The organism is Aeromonas sp. 6P, from assembly GCF_051919525.1.
GTDB lineage: Bacteria > Pseudomonadota > Gammaproteobacteria > Enterobacterales > Aeromonadaceae > Aeromonas > Aeromonas veronii.
The window spans coordinates 53,371-70,000 of record NZ_JBQBEO010000002.1; the positions used below are offsets into that span (position 1 = coordinate 53,371).

Sequence of the window (16,630 nt, forward strand, 5' to 3'; positions counted from 1 at the left end):
CCGTTCCTTAACCTTGCTTGTTCTCACTGCGCTGACACATAGGGAAGCCCAGCGCTTCGCGGGAGGCGTAGTATGCCTCTGCCACGGCCTTGGTCAGGGTGCGAATGCGCAGGATGTAGCGCTGACGCTCGGTGACCGAGATGGCCTTGCGGGCATCCAGCAGGTTGAAGGAGTGAGCGGCTTTGAGGATGCGCTCGTAGGCAGGTAGCGGCAGCGGTTTTTCCAGTGCCAGCAGGTTCTGGGCTTCCTTCTCGTACTGCTCGAAGCAGTGGAACAGGAACTCCACATCGGCGTGTTCGAAGTTGTAGGTGGATTGCTCCACTTCGTTCTGGTGGAACACGTCGCCGTAGGTGGTCTTGCCCAGCGGGCCGTCAGACCAGACCAGATCGTAGACGCTGTCCACGCCCTGAATGTACATGGCCAGACGCTCGAGACCGTAGGTGATCTCGCCGGTGACCGGCTTGCACTCGAGGCCGCCAACTTGCTGGAAGTAGGTGAACTGGGTTACTTCCATGCCGTTCAGCCACACTTCCCAACCCAGACCCCAGGCACCCAGAGTCGGGTTTTCCCAGTTGTCTTCCACGAAGCGGATGTCGTGGATCTCGGGATCCATGCCCAGCTCTTTCAGGGAGCCCAGATAGAGTTCCTGAATGTTGTCGGGGGAAGGCTTGATGATCACCTGGAACTGGTAGTAGTGCTGCAGGCGGTTCGGGTTTTCACCGTAGCGGCCGTCAGTCGGACGGCGGGACGGTTGCACGTAGGCGCAGGCGATGGGCTCCGGGCCCAGGGCACGCAGACAGGTCATGGGGTGGGAGGTACCGGCACCCACTTCCATATCCAGCGGCTGAATGATGGTACAGCCCTGGCGGGACCAATAGTCCTGCAGCTGCAGGATCAGGCCCTGAAAGGTTTTGACATCGAATTTTTGCATAATTTTTTTCGCGCGAAGTGAAAATCAGAGCAAGATTTGCTGAATGTGAACCGAGGGAGTATACCGTCTGGCATGGTCGGATAATAGGCGAAATTGCAGCGGATTCGCGGGATGGTGCTGCGCTGTGGCTGGTCGGGCGGGATGTCCGGTATATGATGTGAGCAGTGCCGCCTGCAGAGTGGGCAGGGTCGGGCAAACCGCTGAAATGACGAGGGAGAGGAAATGGAACTGCGCTGCGCCTGGGTGACCAAAGACCCGGAATACATTGAATACCATGATAAACAGTGGGGCAGGCCGGTCTATGACTCGCGTGAGCTGTTTGCCAAGCTCTGCCTCGACGGCCAGCAGGCGGGGCTGTCGTGGATCACCATCCTCAAGCGCACCGAGAGCTACTACCGCGCCTATGCCGACTTTGATCCGGTGCAGATTGCCCGGTTCGACGAGCAGGATGTAGAGCGGCTGATGCAGAACACCGGCATCATCCGCAACCGGCTCAAGGTGCAGTCGATCATCAGAAATGCCCGCGCTTATCTGGCGTTGCAGGAGCAGGGGATCGACTTCGCCGACTACCTGTGGGGCTTTGTGGGCGGCGCCCCCATCGTCAATCAGCGGCAGGGCAACGGCGATATTCCGGCGACCTCGCCGGAGTCGGATGCCATGTCGAAAGCGCTCAAGAAGCTCGGCTTCAACTTCGTCGGCAGCACCATCTGTTACGCCTTTATGCAGGCGGTGGGGATGGTGAACGATCATCTGGTCAGCTGTCCTTGCCACGCCGAGTGTCAGTTACCGCGCTGACCGCCCGCCGATTGGCCAAAAAAACACCACTCTCGCCATCTGTTCAGGCTTGCGTCAGACAATGGCGTGCCAGCGCGTTACAATCCGGCCCCCGGCATGGTGCCGGATTGTTTTCACAGAGGTTTTTTCATGCGAGCCAAGATCCTGGTGCCTGCTCTGGCACTGACCGTTGCCCTGAGCGGCTGTACCACCAACCCCTACACAGGTGAATCCCAGACCTCCAAAGGTGCCTGGGGCGCGCTGGCTGGCGCCGCTGCCGGTGCGGCCGTAGGTGCGCTCTCCTCCAGCAAGGGTGACCGCAAGAAGGGCATCCTGACCGGCGTTGCTGCTGGCGCGGCCCTGGGTGGCGGTATCGGCTACTACATGGACGTGCAGGAAGCCAAGCTGCGCGAGAAGCTGCAGGGCACCGGCGTCAGCGTGACCCGCAATGGCAATGAGCTGATCCTCAACATGCCGAACAACGTCACCTTCGACAGCTCCAGCTCCCAGCTGAAAGCGGCCGGTGCCAACACCCTCTCCGGCGTGGCCATGGTCGTTGCCGAGTTCGACAAGACCCGCCTGAACGTGGTCGGTCACACCGACAGTACAGGTTCCCGCGATCTGAACATGAAGCTCTCCCGCGATCGTGCCGATGCCGTTGCCGCCCAGCTGATTGGTCAGGGCGTAGCAGGTAGCCGCATCTCCACCACCGGCGTGGGCCCGGATCAGCCGGTTGCTACCAACAGCACCGCCGCTGGCAAAGCCCAGAACCGCCGCGTGACCATTACCCTGACCCCGACCGCCTAAGTCGCTCAGGTTTCGGTAACGAAAAGGCCCCGCCAGTGATGGTGGGGCCTTTCTATTGGCGCCGTTGCGAGCAATGGCGCCTTGTTGCTTGCTCCCTTCTCCCCTCGTGGGAGAAGGGGCGGGGATGAGGGGGATAAGCGCCTCTTAGACAGCCGCTGTCAGCTGCACTTCCACCTTGTAGCCTTCATGGGCCAGACGGGCTTGTACACAGGCTCTAACAGGTGCGGTGCCAGCCGGGATCCAGGCATCCCACTGCTCGTTGAAGGCAGCGATGTCCCGAATGTCTTTCAGATAGATATTGGCCATCAGGATCTTGTCGATGCCGGAGCCGTTGGCTTCCAGCAGGCGTTGCAGGCTTGCCAGCACTTCGCGGGTCTGCTGGTGGATGTCGGCCTCTTCGCTGACGGGCACTTCCACCACGTAGAGGGTGCCATTGTGGATGACCACGTCTGACCAACGCTGGGTGGTGCCGATTCGGGTAATGGTTGTCATGGAGTGCTCCGGTACGGGGGCTTATTGACCCTTGCGGATCAGATAGCGGTAGGGGGCCTGCTCTGTCTCGCTGGCGACCAGGGTGTGATCCATAAAGCGGCAGAAACTGGGGATGTCGCGGGTGGTTGAAGGATCGTCGGCGCTGACCAGCAGGGTCTCGCCATCCGCCATCAGCCGCACTTTCTTGCGAACCATCATAACGGGTTCCGGGCAACGAAGCCCGATTGCGTCCAACTCGTGGGTCGCATCGCAGAATAAATCACTCATCTATTATCAACCTTCAACCTATTCGGCTGCCAATGATACTCAGGGCTAAAAAATAATCAAACAAACGCCCCATCAACCAGCATATGTAACCGAAATGTTATTCGGCCCTATCCAGCTTGCGCCGGACGAGTAATATAAAAATTGAACCATATTCAACAAGGAGGTGAATATGCAGGTCTCCTACGGCAGATTACAAGCCTATGCAGGCATGGGGTTCTTGTCCTTCGCCATGATAGTGATGGGCAGCCCGATCGGGAACACCGGTACCTGGTTCGGCTCCATGGTGATGGTCGGGTTGGGGCTCTGGATCGAGCTCAGCGATTACTATGACGAGGATGAGGACGAGAACGATCAATCCTGAATCGGATGACGATTCAACAACAAAGGCGGAGCAATTCCGCCTTTGTCATTTCTGTCGTTTGGCAATGTGCCCGGATCAGCGGGTCGAGCGCATCGCCCGCTCCAGATGCAGCGCCGTCTGCTCCGGGTTGGCCTTGGGGTCGTTGAAAAAGTTGCTCAGTACATCGAGGATCGCCTGCCGCATATTGGTCGGCGTTGCCATCCCTTCCGCCATGCTGGGCAGCAGGTTGTCCTGCTTTTCCGCCAGCAGGAAATCCTGATAGGAGCGGACGGCGCAGCGGTCGAACTTGCTCATGTCGGGATTGGTCAGCGCCGGAATCGACCCCTTCACCCGATTGAACTCCTCCTGGAATTGCGGCGTCATCAGCAGCTGGGCCAGATCGCCCTGCGCCTGCAGTTGGGCCGGATCCCGCTGTTTGAACATGGCGATGGAGTCGAGGTTGTAGCTGAACAGTCCGGCGCTGCCCGGGCTCGGCAGACAGGCGATATCCTCACCCGGCCGGTAGTTGCCCGCGCTCAGCTCCCCCTTCACCCAGTCCCCCATCACCTGCATGGCGGCGCCACCGCTCTCCAGCAGATTGGTGGCCTGATGCCACTTCAGACCGGCGTATTTTTGCGGCACGTAGGCGCGCAGCTGCTGGAAGCGGGTCAACACCCGCACCATGTCGGGGCCGGTCAGGGTGGCGCTGTCCTGCTCGAGGAACGCCTTGCGATAGAATTCTTTACCCCCCTCACCGAGCGCCACCGTTTCAAACAACACTGCCAGCTGCCAGGGCTCGTTGCCGATGGCGAGCGGAGTGATGCCCCGTTTTTTAAGCTGGTCGGCGACGATGACAAACTGGGCCCAGTCGGTGGGCGGAGTCAGCTTGTTGAGCTCGAACACCTTGCGGTTGAGCCACAGCCAGTTGACCCGGTGGATACCGGTGGGCACCGCCATCAGGGCGCCATTCTGGCTGAGGGTGGCACGCACCATGGGCGGCATCTGACTGTACCAGCCGAGGTGTTCGGCCATGGGGGTGAGATCGCGCAGGAAGCCGAGCCCGGCCCACTCCTTGAGCTCGTAGCCCTTGAGGTGGGCCGCTTCTGGCGGGTTGGCGGCCAGTGCCCGGCTCTTCAATACCGTCATGGCACTCTTGCCGCCGCCGCCCTGCACTGCAAAGTCGTTCCACTGGTTGCCCTGTTTGGTCCACTCGGATTTGAGCACTTCGACCGCTTTCGCTTCGCCGCCGGATGTCCACCAGTGCAGCACCTCCACCTGGGAGGCGGCAACGGGAGCAGAGAGCAGGGCGATGACAGAAAAAGACAACCACTTCATAAGGTTACTGCCTTGGTAGGGAGAGCGTGGCCTGCAGGCCACCTTGCGGACGATTTTCCAGCACCAGATCGCCGCCGTGGGCGTGGGCAATGTTGCGGGCGATGCCTAGGCCGAGGCCGGTGCCGGCCTGATCCGTGCTGAGCCGGTAATAGGGTTCGAAGATGCGCTCGAACTGATCGTCCGGCAGGCCGGGGCCCTCATCCATGATGAAGAGGATCAGCATCTCCTCGTCATCCATGATGATGATGCGCACCCGCTGGCCATATTTGATGCCGTTGTCCACCAGATTGCCGATGCAGCGCTTGAGCGCCAGCAGCTTGCCGCGATAGGGCCACTTGCAGTGCCCTTCGATGGTCAGCCGCTCGTCGTGCAGGTTCATCGACTCCGCCATCTGCTCAAGCAGGGCGTTGATGTCGATCTCCTCGATATTCTCGTGAATGTCGGTCTCTTTGACCGTCTGCAGCGCCCCTTTCACCATCAGCTCCAGCTCGTCGAGATCCTTGTTGAACTTGGCGATTTGCACCTCGTCATCGAGCAGTTCGACCCGCAGCCGCAGCCGGGTGATGGGGGTCTTGAGGTCGTGGGAGATGGAGCTGAACAGCCGCTCTCTATCGTCGATATAACGACGAATGCGGTGCTGCATGATGTTGAAGGCGCGGGTCGCCGCCACGATTTCCGATGCTCCTTCCTCCTTGAGCGAAGGTTGGTCGATATCTTTGCCCAGATTCACCGCCGCCTTGGCGAGACGGCGTAGCGGGCGGGTCTGCCAGCGCACCAGCATAAAGGTGAAGAAGCAGAGGAACACCGTCATCAGGGCGATGAAACGCACCTGGTTGCTTGGCATGACGGTGTCATCCAGCGTCATGTAGGGAGCGGGCAGCAGGGCCGCCAGATAGAGCCACTCCCCCTTTTCAATCTCGATCTGGGTCACCAGCACCGGCGGATTGAGCGGCTCCAGCGACAGGGTGTAGCGGGCCCAGGAGGAGGGGAGATCCGCCAGCAGGGTGTCGTTGTTGAAGACGTGGAGGTCATCGGGTCGGGAGAAGTCCACCTTGATCGCCATGGCGTCGGAGAGCTTGCGGGTCAGCACTCCCTGAACCTCCTCCAGCACCTGCGTCTTGCGTTCGCTGTCGGGGATGGCGTTGATGTGTATCTCTTCCTCGTTGAGCGAGACGAAGAAGCGGCTGCCCCCCATGTTGCGCAGCTGGTCCAGCGCGATGTGGCGATATTGCAGCGGCAGGGATTTGAAGAAGTTGACGGTGGAGGCGGCAGACATGGCGAGGTTGCGGGTTGTGCTGAGCATCCCCTCCAGTTCCCGCTTCTGGATCTGCTGCATCCAGATGCCGGTCAGAATGGTCTGGGAGAGCAGGATGGCCAGCAACAGCAGCAGGATCATCCGTGACAACAGGGAGCGGGGCACCAGCGCCCCCCAGGACCACTTGTTGCTCATGGCAGCTCGTGCACCTCGGCGATCAGCATGTAGCCGCTACCGCGGATGGTTTTGATGATGCGCGGGCTCTTGCCGTTATCGCCCAGCTTCTGGCGCAGACGGCTGATCTGCACGTCGATGCCGCGCTCCATCGGCAGGCTTTCGCGGCCGCGGGTGGCATCCGAGATGGTGTCGCGATCCAGCACCACGCCGGGCTGTTGCAGGAACATGCCGAGCAGCATGGCATCGCTGCCGGAGAGATCCAGCAGGCTGCCATCGTCATGGGTCAGCTGGTGGCTCAGGGTGTCGAGGGTCCACTCGGCAAAACGCAGGCGGCGGCTCGGCTCTTTCTCTTTTTCCGGCTGGCGGAATTCGGCGCGGCGCAGCAGCGCCTTGATGCGGGCCTGCAGTTCGCGGGGGCTGAACGGCTTGGCGATATAGTCGTCGGCGCCGAGTTCGAGGCCGATCACCCGATCCGCTTCGTCGGAGGCGGCGGTCAGCATGATGATGGGCACCTGGGAGTCACGACGGATCTGCTGGCAGAGGGTAAAACCATCCTCGCCGGGCATCATGATGTCCAGAATAATCAGGTCCGGGCTGTGCTGGGCGAGTTGCTGACGCATCTCGTTGCCCTCCGCCGCCGTCAATACCTGAAAGCCCGCCCGGGTCAGGTACTCATTGAGCAGCTCGCGGATCTCTTGGTCGTCATCGACGATCAGCAGTTGTTTGCTCATTGACATATGTATGTGCATCCACCCATTTTTTTGTGCAGATTGAACCTGTCGGGGGAGTAAAAAGCAAGCAAGCCCCCTATCTAATGTGAGGTTTAAGGCAATAACAGCCTATTGATAAGATTAAAACGAAAAAAGGCCGACCCAAACGGGACGGCCAACAGACAGCTTCTGACCACTGACGAGCACCCCGTGTGGCGATCGTCACAGACTTGAAAAGGGGCCAGTCAGACTGGCCCCGAAAAGGGACAACTCTCAGTAGTGCATCCCGTCGATCCGGCTGGTTATCACACTCGTTCAAATACGGTGGCGATGCCCTGACCCAGACCGATACACATGGTGGCAACCCCCAGGGTGGCATCCTTCTCCTCCATCAGATTGATGAGGGTGGTGGAGATGCGGGCGCCGGAGCAGCCGAGCGGGTGACCCAGCGCAATGGCGCCGCCATTCAGGTTGACCTTCTCGTCCACCAGATCCTGCAGACCCAGATCCTTCACGCAAGGCAGAGACTGGGCGGCAAACGCCTCGTTCAGCTCGAACAGGTCGATATCACCGACAGTCAGACCGGCACGTTTGAGCGCCTTCTGGGTCGCCGGCACCGGGCCGTAACCCATGATGGCGGCGTCACAGCCGGCGATGGCCATGGCGCGAACCTTGGCGCGTGGCGTGAGGCCGAGGGCCTTGGCGCGATCCGCGCTCATCACCAGCATGGCGGCGGCGCCATCGGACAGCGCCGAGGAGCTGCCGGCGGTGACGGTGCCGTTGACCGGATCGAACACCGGGCGCAGTTGGCTCAGGGTTTCGACCGTGGTCTCCGGGCGGATCACTTCGTCGTAGTCGTAGAAGAAGCGGGCGCCGCTGGCGTCATGGCCTTCCAGCCCGACGATCTCCTTGGCAAAACGTCCTTCCACGGTGGCGGCATAGGCACGGCGATGGGAGCGGGCGGCAAACTCATCCTGCTGCTGACGGCTGATGCCGTGCAGCTTGCCGAGCATTTCGGCGGTCAGCCCCATCATGCCGGAGGCTTTCGCCACCGACTTGGCCATGCCGGGGTGGAAGTCGACGCCGTGGCTGATCGGTACGTGACCCATGTGCTCGACGCCGCCGATGATGAAGATATCCCCATCACCCACTTGAATGGCGCGGGAAGCGTCATGCAGCGCCTGCATGGAGGAGCCACACAGGCGGTTGACGGTAACCGCCCCCACCTGCTTCGGAATACCGGCCAGCAGCGCGGCGTTGCGGGCGATGTTGAAGCCCTGCTCCAGGGTCTGCTGCACGCAGCCCCAGTAGATATCCTCGATCTCGTTCGGGTCGAGGTTGGGGTTGCGCAGCAGGATGGATTTCATCAGGTGCGCGGACAGATCTTCTGCACGCACGTTGCGGAAGGCGCCGCCCTTGGACCGGCCCATCGGGGTCCGGATACAGTCGACAATGACTACGTCTTTCATGAATGGATCTCCTTTCCGCAATCAGTAGAAGGTTTTGCCTTGGGCGGCCATCTCGCGTAAGCAGTCGCTGACGCGGTAGAGCGGGCCCAAGTCGGCATACTGGTCGGCCATGGCCACGTAGCGATCCAGACCGATAGTGTCCAGATAGCGGAACACGCCGCCGCGGAAGGGAGGGAAGCCCAGACCGTAGACCAGCGCGATGTCGGCTTCGGCTGGCGTGGCGACTATGCCCTCTTCCAGACAGAGCACCACCTCGTTGATCATCGGGATCATCATGCGAGCGATGATGGCTTCCTTGTCGAAATCCTGTTTCGGCTTGGCAATGGGGGCCAGCAGCTCGTAAGCAGCGGCGTCAGCCACCTTCTTCGGCTTGCCCTTCTTGTCTTGCTCGTAGGCGTAGAAGCCCTTGCCGTTCTTCTGACCGAAGCGGTTCACTTCGTACATCACGTCGATGGCGGTGCGACCTTCCTTGCTCATGCGTGCCGGGAAGCCCTGCGCCATCACGTCACCGGCATGGTGACCGGTATCGATGCCGACTACGTCCAGCAGGTAGGCGGGGCCCATCGGCCAGCCAAACTCCTTCTCCATCACCTTGTCGACGGCAGCGAAGTCGGCGCCATCGGCGACCAGCTTGTTGAAGCCGAAGAAGTAGGGGAACAGCACCCGGTTGACGAAGAAGCCCGGGCAGTCGTTGACCACCACCGGGGACTTGCCCATGGCGGCGGCGTAGGCCACCACGCGGTTGATGGTTTCATCGGAGGTCTGCTCGCCGCGGATGATCTCCACCAGTGGCATGCGGTGCACCGGGTTGAAGAAGTGCATGCCGCAGAAGTTCTGCGGGCGCTTCAGCCCCTTGGCCAGCAGGGAGATTGGGATGGTGGAGGTGTTGCTGGCGAGCACGGCGTCTTCGCCAATGATCCCTTCCACTTCGCCCAGTACGGCGGCTTTCACCTTGGGATTCTCGACCACGGCTTCGACTACGACGTCCACGCCTTTGACGTTGTCATAGCTGAGGGTCGGGGTAATGGCAGAGAGCACCTGGCCCATCTTGATGCCATCGATGCGGCCCTTCTCGAGCTGGCCATTGAGCAGCTTGGTGGCCTCATTCATGCCAAGTGCCAGCGCCTTCTCGTTGATATCCTTCATCACCGCCGGAATGCCCTTGCTGGCAGACTGGTAGGCGATGCCGCCACCCATGATGCCGGCACCCAGTACGGCGGCGTGGCCAGTGGCCTTGCTCGCCTGCTTGGCCGCCTTCTTGGCCAGCGCCTTGATGTGCTGATCGTTCAGGAAGATACCGACCAGTGCCTTGGCGACATCGGTCTTGGCCAGCTTGATAAAGCCCTGTGCTTCAACGACCAGCGCCTCGTCACGGCCCATACCTGCGGCGGCTTCGACGGTTTTCACCGCAGTCATCGGCGCCGGATAGTGTTTGCCCGCCACGGCGGCAACCATGCCGGCGGCGGTGGTGAAGCTCATCATGGCTTCCAGTTTGGAGAGGCGCAGCGGGGCTTTCTTGGCGGCGCGACGGCTCTGCCAGTCCAGCTTGCCCGCGATGGCGTCCTTGATCATCTGCAGCGCAGCGCTCTGCAGTGCGTCCGGTGCAACCACGGCGTCGATGGCGCCCACCTTGAGGGCGTCATCGGCACGGTAATCCTTGCCGGTGGTGATCCACTCGAGCGCGTTGTCGGCGCCGATTACCCGCGGCAGACGGACTGTGCCGCCAAAGCCCGGCATGATGCCGAGTTTGGTCTCGGGCAGGCCGATTTTGGCTGTGGTGTCAGCCAGACGGAAGTCGGTGGAGAGAATGGTCTCGCAGCCGCCGCCCAGAGCGTGTCCCTTGATGGCGGAGAGGGTCGGAACCGGCAGATCTTCGATGGCATTGAAGATGTCGTTGGCCTTTTTCAGCCAGCCGAGCAGATCGTCCTGCGGCAGATCGAACAGTTCGAGGAATTCGGTAATGTCGGCTCCGACGATAAAGGCGTCTTTGCCAGAGGTGAGGATCAGACCTTTTAGTTCACGTTCTTGTTGTAATGCGGCGATCGCTTCGCTCAGGGAGAGCAGGGTAGCGCGATCCAGCTTGTTGACTGAACCCGGGGCATCAAACCTCAGCTCGGCGATGCCGTTTTCGAGGTAGCTGACCGACAGGGTTTCGCCTTGGTAGATCATGAGAGTGTCTCCTTGTTCCCACTCAGTGGGGAGTGGTGCTCCTTAATCCCCAGCAGGGGGCGAGGCTCACTATTGATCCAAAAGGAGACATTTTCAACACCTATTTAAAACATTTGTTTAACAGATCTCGAGTAAAAGCTCTTCATCACAAAACAGGCGAAAGAGAGGCGCCTTGTGGCGCCCCGGATGGATGTGAGTTTGTTATCAACTGGCCAGTTCCGGCCGGTTGCGATACTGGTTCAGCACCTCGGGATCGGCGAGGGCATGGGTATTGTTGACCGGCCGGTTGTGTACCACTTCGCGAACCGCCAGTTCGACGATCTTGCCGGACTTGGTGCGGGGGATGGCATCCACCTGCAGGATGCGGGCGGGCACGTGGCGAGCGGTGCAGTGCTGCTTTATTTGCTGGCGGATCCGCTCGCGCAGCGGCTCATCCAGCTTGCAGCCCGCCTTGAGCTTGACGAACAGCACCACCCGTTCGTCCTGCTGCCACTGCTGGCCGATGACGATGCTCTCCTCCACCTCGTCGAGTTGTTCAACATAGCGATAGATCTCGCTGGTGCCGATGCGCACGCCGCCCGGGTTGAGGGTGGCGTCGGAGCGGCCGTAGAACAGAATGCCGCCGGTCGGGGTCAGCTCGATCCAGTCGCCGTGGCACCAGATGTTGTCGAACCGCTCGAAGTAGGCTGCGTGGTACTTGTCGCCATTCTCGTCGCCCCAGAAGTAGATGGGCTGGGCCGGGAACGGCTTGGTGCAGACCAGCTCGCCCTTCTCCCCCTGCACCGGCTGGCCCGCCTCGTTGAATACCTGCACCGCGAGACCGAGGCCGCGCCCCTGACTCTCGCCGCGATAGACCGGGCTGAGTGGATTGCCGATGACGAAGCAGGAGCAGATATCGGTGCCACCTGAGATGGAGCTGAGCTGCACATCCTGCTTTATCTGCTGGTAGACGTAGTCGAACCCCTCCGGCGACAGCACAGATCCTGTGCTGCAGATCAGCCGCAAGTACGGCAAGTCGTGGCTCTTGATGGGGGCATAACCCTGCTTGTGCAGCGCATCAAGATATTTGGCCGAGGTACCGAACAAGCTGACTTGCTCGTCGCGGGCGAGATCCCACAGCACATTGCCATCCGGGTAAAACGGCGAGCCGTCATAGAGCACCAGGGTGGCGCCGGAGGCGAGGGCGCTTACCAGCCAGTTCCACATCATCCAGCCGCAGGTGGTGAAGTAGAAGATCCGCTCCCCCGGTTTGATGTCGCAGTGCAGCTGGTGCTCTTTCAGGTGTTGCAGCAGTGTGCCGCCGATGCCGTGCACGATGCACTTGGGTTTGCCGGTGGTGCCGGATGAATAGAGGATATAGAGCGGGTCATTGAAGGCCATCGGCTCGAACTGGAGGCTGGCGTCCGGCTGGCTCGCCAGCAGTTGCTGCCAGTTGTGGCCAAGCTGCAGCGGGTTGCCGAGCAGGGGGATCATCACCGTCTGCTCTATGCTGCCGATCTGGCTGACGACCCCTACTACTTTGTCCTGAATATTGATGGCCTTGCCGTTGTAGCGATAGCCATCCACGGCAAACAGCACTCGCGGCCGGGTCTGGCCGAAGCGCTCTACCACGCTGGCCTCGCCAAAGTCGGGGCTGGTGGAGGTCCAGATCGCCCCCAGACTGGTGGTTGCCAGCATGGCTACCACGGTTTCCGGGATATTGGGCAGATAGGCGGCGACCACATCGCCACGACCAATCCCCTGATGACGCAGCCACTGAGCCAGCCGGGCAACTTGTTCCCCCAGTTCACCCCAGCTCAGAGTACGGCTTGGGCTACCTTCGATGCGGGAGATGATGGCCGGGCTCTCGTCCTGACGGCGCAGCAGGTTTTCGGCGAAGTTGAGGCGGCTATCGGGGAACCAGCGAGTGCGCTGCATATCCTGACGGTTCTCCGCCACTATGTTGCCGAGCTCGCCCTTGACGCCGCAGTGCTGCCATACCAGCGGCCAGAAACGGGTGGTCTTCTCCACCGACCATTGATAAAGCTGCGGGTAGTTCTGCAACTGCAAGCCGTGGAAACGGTTCACCTCCGCCATAAAACGGTAGAGGTTGGATTGCTGAATCCCGAGCGGATCCGGTTGCCACAGGCAGAGGTTGTCCATGAGTAATCCCTGACTTCATGTATCTACCGGCAGTGTATTGAATTGTTTTTGATTTGTTAACGGCTGGTTCTCTGTTGATAACAAACACGTTTGTAACGTATGCGTTACCTCACGAAGCGGCTGCTTGACGGGTCGAGCCGCCAAGCGCTTGATGTTATGCTGCAATCACATTCACCTCGGAGCAGGACGCCATGAGCAGCTACAGCCAACTTTTTGCCCAGCATCTCGATACTTTGCAGCAACGCACCCGCGATATCCTGCAGCAACAGGGACTTGGCGGGCTGGCCATCCACTCCGGCCAGACCCACCGTATATTCCTCGATGATCAGGATTACCCGTTCAAGGTAAACCCGCACTTCAAGGCCTGGTTGCCGGTGCTGGACAATCCCCACTGCTGGCTGCTGGTGGACGGGGTGAACAAACCAATCCTGCTGTTCTATCGTCCGGTCGATTTCTGGCACAAGGTGGCGGATCTGCCCAATGCCTTCTGGGTCGAGTTCTTCGATATCCGCTTCCTGACCCGACCGGAACAAGTCGCCGATCATCTGCCGGGCAACAAGCAGGAGTGGGCCTATCTGGGCGGTCATCTGGAAGTAGCCGAGCTGCTTGGTCTGACCCAGCCCAATCCCGAGGCGGTACTCAACTACCTGCACTATCACCGCGCCTACAAGACCCCCTACGAGCTGGAGTGCCTGCGTGAGGCGAACCGGATTGGGGTGCGCGGCCATATCGCCGCCAAGGACTCCTTTATGGCGGGGGCGAGCGAGTTCGAGATCAATCTGGCCTACATGAAAGCGGTCGGGCAGGGGGCCAATGAGGCGCCCTACGGCAATATCGTCGCCATCAACCGCAATGCGGCTATCCTTCACTACACCCATTTGTCCGCCGTGCGGGTGCCGGATGCGGAGCGCCACTCCTTCCTGATCGATGCCGGCGTCGATTTTCACGGTTATGCCTCCGACATCACTCGTACCTGGGCGTGGCGTCGTGGCGAGTTTGCCGATCTAATTGCCGCCCTCGACGAGCAGCAGCAGGAGATCATCAAGGAGATCAAACCGGGTCGCCGCTACAGCGAGCTGCACCTGCAGATGCACCACAAGCTGGCGCGCCTGCTGCAAACCACCGAGCTGGTGGACATGTCGGTAGACGAGATGATCAACACCGGGGTGACCAATGTCTTCTTCCCCCACGGCCTCGGCCACTTCCTCGGTTTGCAGGTGCACGATGCGGGTGGTTTCATGCAGGATGAGCGCGGCACCCACCTGGCGGCGCCCGAGCTGTTCCCCTATCTGCGCTGCACCCGGGTGATGGAGGTGGGTCAGGTGTTCACCATCGAGCCGGGACTCTACTTCATCGACAGTTTGCTGGAGCCGCTGCGTCAGGGCGAACAGGGCAAGCGGGTCAACTGGAACAAGGTGGAGGCGCTGCGTCCGTTCGGCGGCATCCGCATCGAAGACAACGTGGTGCTGCACGCCAATGGGGTGGAGAACATGACCAGACAAGCAGGGCTCTGATGGCGGCAGCGTACTCTATTCCGGCTGCCCCGCTGGAGTTGACCGAAGAGATAAAGAAGAGTCGCTTCATTACCCTGATCGCCCACACCCCGACCGTCGAGGCGGCCAAGGGGTGGGTCAACGAGATCAAGCGCCAACATCCGGCCGCTCGCCACCACTGCTGGGCCTTTGTGGCGGGCGCGCCGCAAGATAGTCAGGTTTATGGCTTCAGCGATGATGGCGAACCGTCCGGTACCGCGGGCAAGCCGATCCTGGCCCAGTTGATGGGCTCGGGGATCGGTGAAATTTGCGCCGTGGTAGTGCGTTACTACGGCGGCATCCAGCTTGGCACCGGTGGACTGGTCAAAGCCTATGGGGGCGGCGTCGGTGCCGCCCTCAAGCAGCTGCCCACCCTGCTCAAGGTGCCGCGCACTCCCTCCCTCATTCACTGCGATTACGGTGACATGGGGACAGTCGAGTCGCTGATCAGCAGTCACAACGGCGAATTGCTGGCGGCGGATTACGGTCAGCAGGTCACCTTGCAGGTGGCGTGGGAGTCCTTGGTTTGGGCTCAGGTGGACCGTGAATTGACCGACCGGACTCATGGGCGGGTATCCCTCAGCCCCTTAGATGGCTAGAATCCATCGCTCTTTAATTGGGGAAAGGGAGCTGTAATGCACATCCTTAGCATTATTCGCATTGTTGGCCTGCTGGTTGCGCTGTTCAGCTCGACCATGCTGTTGCCTGCACTGGTGGCCTTTGGCTATCGGGATGGTGGTGGTGCCGAGTTTGTCAGCTCTTTTCTGATCGCCCTGCTGCTCGGGGTGGTGCTCTGGTTTCCCAACCGCTATCACAAGAAGGAGATGCGCTCGAAAGAGGGCTTCCTCATCGTGGTGCTGTTCTGGACCGTGCTGGGCAGTGTGGGGGCGGTGCCCTTTATCATGAGCGACGTGCCGGATATGTCGGTCTCGGAGGCCTTCTTCGAATCTTTTTCCGGCCTGACCACCACTGGCGCAACGGTACTGACCGGGCTCGATAATCTGCCCAAGGCGTTTCTGTTCTATCGCCAGCTGCTGCAGTGGCTGGGGGGCATGGGGATCATCGTACTGGCGGTGGCCATACTGCCGCTGCTGGGGATCGGGGGCATGCAGCTCTATCGCGCCGAGATCCCGGGGCCGGTAAAGGATACCAAGGTGACGCCGCGCATCGCCGAAACGGCCAAGGCGCTCTGGTTCATCTATCTGCTGCTGACCGCGCTCTGTGCGCTGGCCTACTGGCTCGCCGGAATGACGCTGTTCGATGCGGTCTGCCATTCGTTCTCTACTCTGTCGGTCGGTGGTTTCTCCACTCACGATGCCAGCATCGGATTCTTCAACAGTCCGGTCATCAACCTGATTACCGTGGTGTTCCTGCTGCTGGCCAGCGTGAACTTTGCGCTCCACTTTACCGTCTTCTCTCACCGCCCGGTGCGGCTCGGTCGCTACCTTTACGATTCTGAACTCAAGGTGTTTCTGGCCATCCAGGCGACTCTGGTGATGATCTGCTTTGTCGCCTTGCTGACCCACGGACACTACGCCACCTGGCAAGAGGCGCTCAACCACGGGCTGTTCCAGGCGGTCTCTCTGGGTACCACCACCGGCTACAGCACCACGACCTATGCCGACTGGCCCTCGTTCCTGCCCATGCTGCTGATGTTCTCCGCCTTTATTGGCTGTTGTGCAGGCAGTACCGGCGGCGGCATCAAGGTGATGCGTTTCATGATCCTGTTCATGCAGGGGATGCGCGAGTTGAAGCGGTTGGTTCACCCCAGAGCCATCTATACCTTGAAGCTGGGGAATAGGGCGGTGCCCGAGCGCATCGTCGAGGCGGTGTGGGGCTACTTCGCCACCTATATTATTCTCTTCTTTATGTTCATGCTGCTGTTGCTGATGACGGGGCTGAACGAAGTGACCGCATTCACCGCTGTGGCTGCGGCTTTCACCAACGTAGGCCCGGGTTTGGGAGAGGTATCAGCCAACTTCGGCAATATCTCGCCAGCGGCCCAGTGGGTACTGGTGTTGGCTATGTTGTTTGGCCGATTGGAAATTTTCACGCTTCTGGTACTGTTTACTCCTGCATTCTGGCGTAGTTGAGGTTGTTATGGACAAGATTCTGGTGCTTTATTCCTCTCGGGATGGCCAAACCCGCAAAATAGTCGATGTCATGCTGGAGCAGATGCCGGGATGCGAAGTGGTGATGCACGACCTGCACACCTTGCCGATGTGCAACC

Annotated in this window: 16 protein-coding genes (1 of these 16 cut by a window edge); 7 read left to right on the forward strand and 9 right to left on the reverse strand. The window is 60.4% G+C overall.

What is annotated here, in order from left to right; all coding sequences use genetic code 11:
- Nucleotides 1–7 precede the first annotated feature (7 nt).
- A complete protein-coding gene (glyQ, locus tag ACTG2J_RS00280; RefSeq protein ID WP_005339464.1) occupies nucleotides 8–931 on the reverse strand; it encodes a glycine--tRNA ligase subunit alpha in 924 nt (307 codons plus the stop codon).
- Between the two features lie 222 nt (nucleotides 932–1,153).
- Here glyQ and ACTG2J_RS00285 point away from each other — a divergent pair, with 222 nt between their 5' ends.
- Together ACTG2J_RS00285 and ACTG2J_RS00290 are read left to right on the forward strand one after the other, a co-directional pair.
- On the forward strand, nucleotides 1,154–1,726 hold the full coding sequence (locus ACTG2J_RS00285; RefSeq protein WP_113740788.1) for a DNA-3-methyladenine glycosylase I: 573 nt from the start codon (nucleotides 1,154–1,156) through the stop codon (nucleotides 1,724–1,726).
- Between the two features lie 129 nt (nucleotides 1,727–1,855).
- Entirely contained in the window at nucleotides 1,856–2,512 is a 657-nt protein-coding gene (locus ACTG2J_RS00290) for an OmpA family lipoprotein (RefSeq protein WP_005339468.1), read from the forward strand.
- 144 nt (nucleotides 2,513–2,656) lie between these two features.
- Here ACTG2J_RS00290 and ACTG2J_RS00295 read toward each other — a convergent pair whose 3' ends face one another.
- Together ACTG2J_RS00295 and tusA are read right to left on the reverse strand one after the other, a co-directional pair.
- Nucleotides 2,657–3,004 carry a RidA family protein gene (locus ACTG2J_RS00295; protein WP_113740787.1) on the reverse strand — a complete coding sequence of 116 codons (348 nt, stop codon included), beginning with the start codon at nucleotides 3,002–3,004 and terminating at the stop codon, nucleotides 2,657–2,659.
- A 21-nt stretch (nucleotides 3,005–3,025) separates the two neighbouring features.
- A complete protein-coding gene (gene tusA / locus ACTG2J_RS00300) occupies nucleotides 3,026–3,271 on the reverse strand; it encodes a sulfurtransferase TusA (RefSeq protein WP_005342448.1) in 246 nt (81 codons plus the stop codon).
- A 169-nt stretch (nucleotides 3,272–3,440) separates the two neighbouring features.
- Here tusA and ACTG2J_RS00305 point away from each other — a divergent pair, with 169 nt between their 5' ends.
- On the forward strand, nucleotides 3,441–3,632 hold the full coding sequence (locus ACTG2J_RS00305; RefSeq protein ID WP_005339471.1) for a hypothetical protein: 192 nt from the start codon (nucleotides 3,441–3,443) through the stop codon (nucleotides 3,630–3,632).
- A gap of 75 nt (nucleotides 3,633–3,707) precedes the next feature.
- Here the strand turns inward: ACTG2J_RS00305 and ACTG2J_RS00310 are convergent, their stop codons facing one another.
- The 6 genes from ACTG2J_RS00310 to ACTG2J_RS00335 all read right to left on the reverse strand — a co-directional run bounded on the left by ACTG2J_RS00310 (nucleotide 3,708) and on the right by ACTG2J_RS00335 (nucleotide 12,868).
- Nucleotides 3,708–4,946, reverse strand: coding sequence for an ABC transporter substrate-binding protein (locus ACTG2J_RS00310; RefSeq protein WP_113740786.1), 1,239 nt, complete (start codon nucleotides 4,944–4,946; stop codon nucleotides 3,708–3,710).
- 4 nt (nucleotides 4,947–4,950) lie between these two features.
- A complete protein-coding gene (locus ACTG2J_RS00315) occupies nucleotides 4,951–6,396 on the reverse strand; it encodes an ATP-binding protein (protein WP_005339474.1) in 1,446 nt (481 codons plus the stop codon).
- A complete protein-coding gene (locus ACTG2J_RS00320; protein ID WP_005339475.1) occupies nucleotides 6,393–7,115 on the reverse strand; it encodes a response regulator in 723 nt (240 codons plus the stop codon). The genes ACTG2J_RS00315 and ACTG2J_RS00320 overlap by 4 nt, the downstream gene beginning before the upstream one ends.
- 278 nt (nucleotides 7,116–7,393) lie before the next feature.
- The gene (fadA, locus tag ACTG2J_RS00325) at nucleotides 7,394–8,557 is read right to left on the reverse strand and encodes an acetyl-CoA C-acyltransferase FadA (protein WP_439997059.1); all 1,164 of its coding nucleotides are present in this window, start codon (nucleotides 8,555–8,557) and stop codon (nucleotides 7,394–7,396) included.
- A 21-nt stretch (nucleotides 8,558–8,578) separates the two neighbouring features.
- On the reverse strand, nucleotides 8,579–10,726 hold the full coding sequence (fadB, locus tag ACTG2J_RS00330) for a fatty acid oxidation complex subunit alpha FadB (protein ID WP_439997060.1): 2,148 nt from the start codon (nucleotides 10,724–10,726) through the stop codon (nucleotides 8,579–8,581).
- A gap of 204 nt (nucleotides 10,727–10,930) precedes the next feature.
- The gene (locus ACTG2J_RS00335) at nucleotides 10,931–12,868 is read right to left on the reverse strand and encodes an acetoacetate--CoA ligase (protein WP_439989122.1); all 1,938 of its coding nucleotides are present in this window, start codon (nucleotides 12,866–12,868) and stop codon (nucleotides 10,931–10,933) included.
- 191 nt (nucleotides 12,869–13,059) lie between these two features.
- On the opposite strand from ACTG2J_RS00335, the gene pepQ reads away from it, so the two are divergent.
- The 4 genes in view from pepQ to hemG are tightly spaced (at most 36 nt apart) and all read left to right on the forward strand, a layout consistent with a single transcriptional unit that may run on beyond the window.
- On the forward strand, nucleotides 13,060–14,382 hold the full coding sequence (pepQ, locus tag ACTG2J_RS00340; protein ID WP_439989121.1) for a Xaa-Pro dipeptidase: 1,323 nt from the start codon (nucleotides 13,060–13,062) through the stop codon (nucleotides 14,380–14,382).
- Nucleotides 14,382–14,999, forward strand: a complete 618-nt coding sequence (locus ACTG2J_RS00345) for a YigZ family protein (RefSeq protein ID WP_113740782.1) — start codon at nucleotides 14,382–14,384, stop codon at nucleotides 14,997–14,999. The genes pepQ and ACTG2J_RS00345 overlap by 1 nt, the downstream gene beginning before the upstream one ends.
- 36 nt (nucleotides 15,000–15,035) lie before the next feature.
- Nucleotides 15,036–16,493 (forward strand): TrkH family potassium uptake protein, encoded by a 1,458-nt coding sequence (locus ACTG2J_RS00350; RefSeq protein ID WP_005339482.1) that lies wholly within the window; start codon nucleotides 15,036–15,038, stop codon nucleotides 16,491–16,493.
- Between the two features lie 7 nt (nucleotides 16,494–16,500).
- A protein-coding gene (hemG, locus tag ACTG2J_RS00355) for a menaquinone-dependent protoporphyrinogen IX dehydrogenase (protein ID WP_005339483.1) crosses the window boundary here: on the forward strand, nucleotides 16,501–16,630 show its beginning. The gene runs 395 nt beyond the window's last position; the window shows 130 of its 525 coding nt (coding positions 1–130); it begins with the start codon at nucleotides 16,501–16,503; its stop codon lies off the right edge, out of view.

Bases quoted from the DNA above. Each gene is read 5' to 3' on its own strand.
- glyQ (WP_005339464.1), bottom strand. From the start codon at position 931: ATGCAAAAATTCGATGTCAAAACCTTTCAGGGCCTGATCCTGCAGCTG.
- ACTG2J_RS00285 (WP_113740788.1), top strand. From the start codon at position 1,154: ATGGAACTGCGCTGCGCCTGGGTGACCAAAGACCCGGAATACATTGAA.
- ACTG2J_RS00290 (WP_005339468.1), top strand. From the start codon at position 1,856: ATGCGAGCCAAGATCCTGGTGCCTGCTCTGGCACTGACCGTTGCCCTG.
- ACTG2J_RS00295 (WP_113740787.1), bottom strand. From the start codon at position 3,004: ATGACAACCATTACCCGAATCGGCACCACCCAGCGTTGGTCAGACGTG.
- tusA (WP_005342448.1), bottom strand. From the start codon at position 3,271: ATGAGTGATTTATTCTGCGATGCGACCCACGAGTTGGACGCAATCGGG.
- ACTG2J_RS00305 (WP_005339471.1), top strand. From the start codon at position 3,441: ATGCAGGTCTCCTACGGCAGATTACAAGCCTATGCAGGCATGGGGTTC.
- ACTG2J_RS00310 (WP_113740786.1), bottom strand. From the start codon at position 4,946: ATGAAGTGGTTGTCTTTTTCTGTCATCGCCCTGCTCTCTGCTCCCGTT.
- ACTG2J_RS00315 (WP_005339474.1), bottom strand. From the start codon at position 6,396: ATGAGCAACAAGTGGTCCTGGGGGGCGCTGGTGCCCCGCTCCCTGTTG.
- ACTG2J_RS00320 (WP_005339475.1), bottom strand. From the start codon at position 7,115: ATGTCAATGAGCAAACAACTGCTGATCGTCGATGACGACCAAGAGATC.
- fadA (WP_439997059.1), bottom strand. From the start codon at position 8,557: ATGAAAGACGTAGTCATTGTCGACTGTATCCGGACCCCGATGGGCCGG.
- fadB (WP_439997060.1), bottom strand. From the start codon at position 10,726: ATGATCTACCAAGGCGAAACCCTGTCGGTCAGCTACCTCGAAAACGGC.
- ACTG2J_RS00335 (WP_439989122.1), bottom strand. From the start codon at position 12,868: ATGGACAACCTCTGCCTGTGGCAACCGGATCCGCTCGGGATTCAGCAA.
- pepQ (WP_439989121.1), top strand. From the start codon at position 13,060: ATGAGCAGCTACAGCCAACTTTTTGCCCAGCATCTCGATACTTTGCAG.
- ACTG2J_RS00345 (WP_113740782.1), top strand. From the start codon at position 14,382: ATGGCGGCAGCGTACTCTATTCCGGCTGCCCCGCTGGAGTTGACCGAA.
- ACTG2J_RS00350 (WP_005339482.1), top strand. From the start codon at position 15,036: ATGCACATCCTTAGCATTATTCGCATTGTTGGCCTGCTGGTTGCGCTG.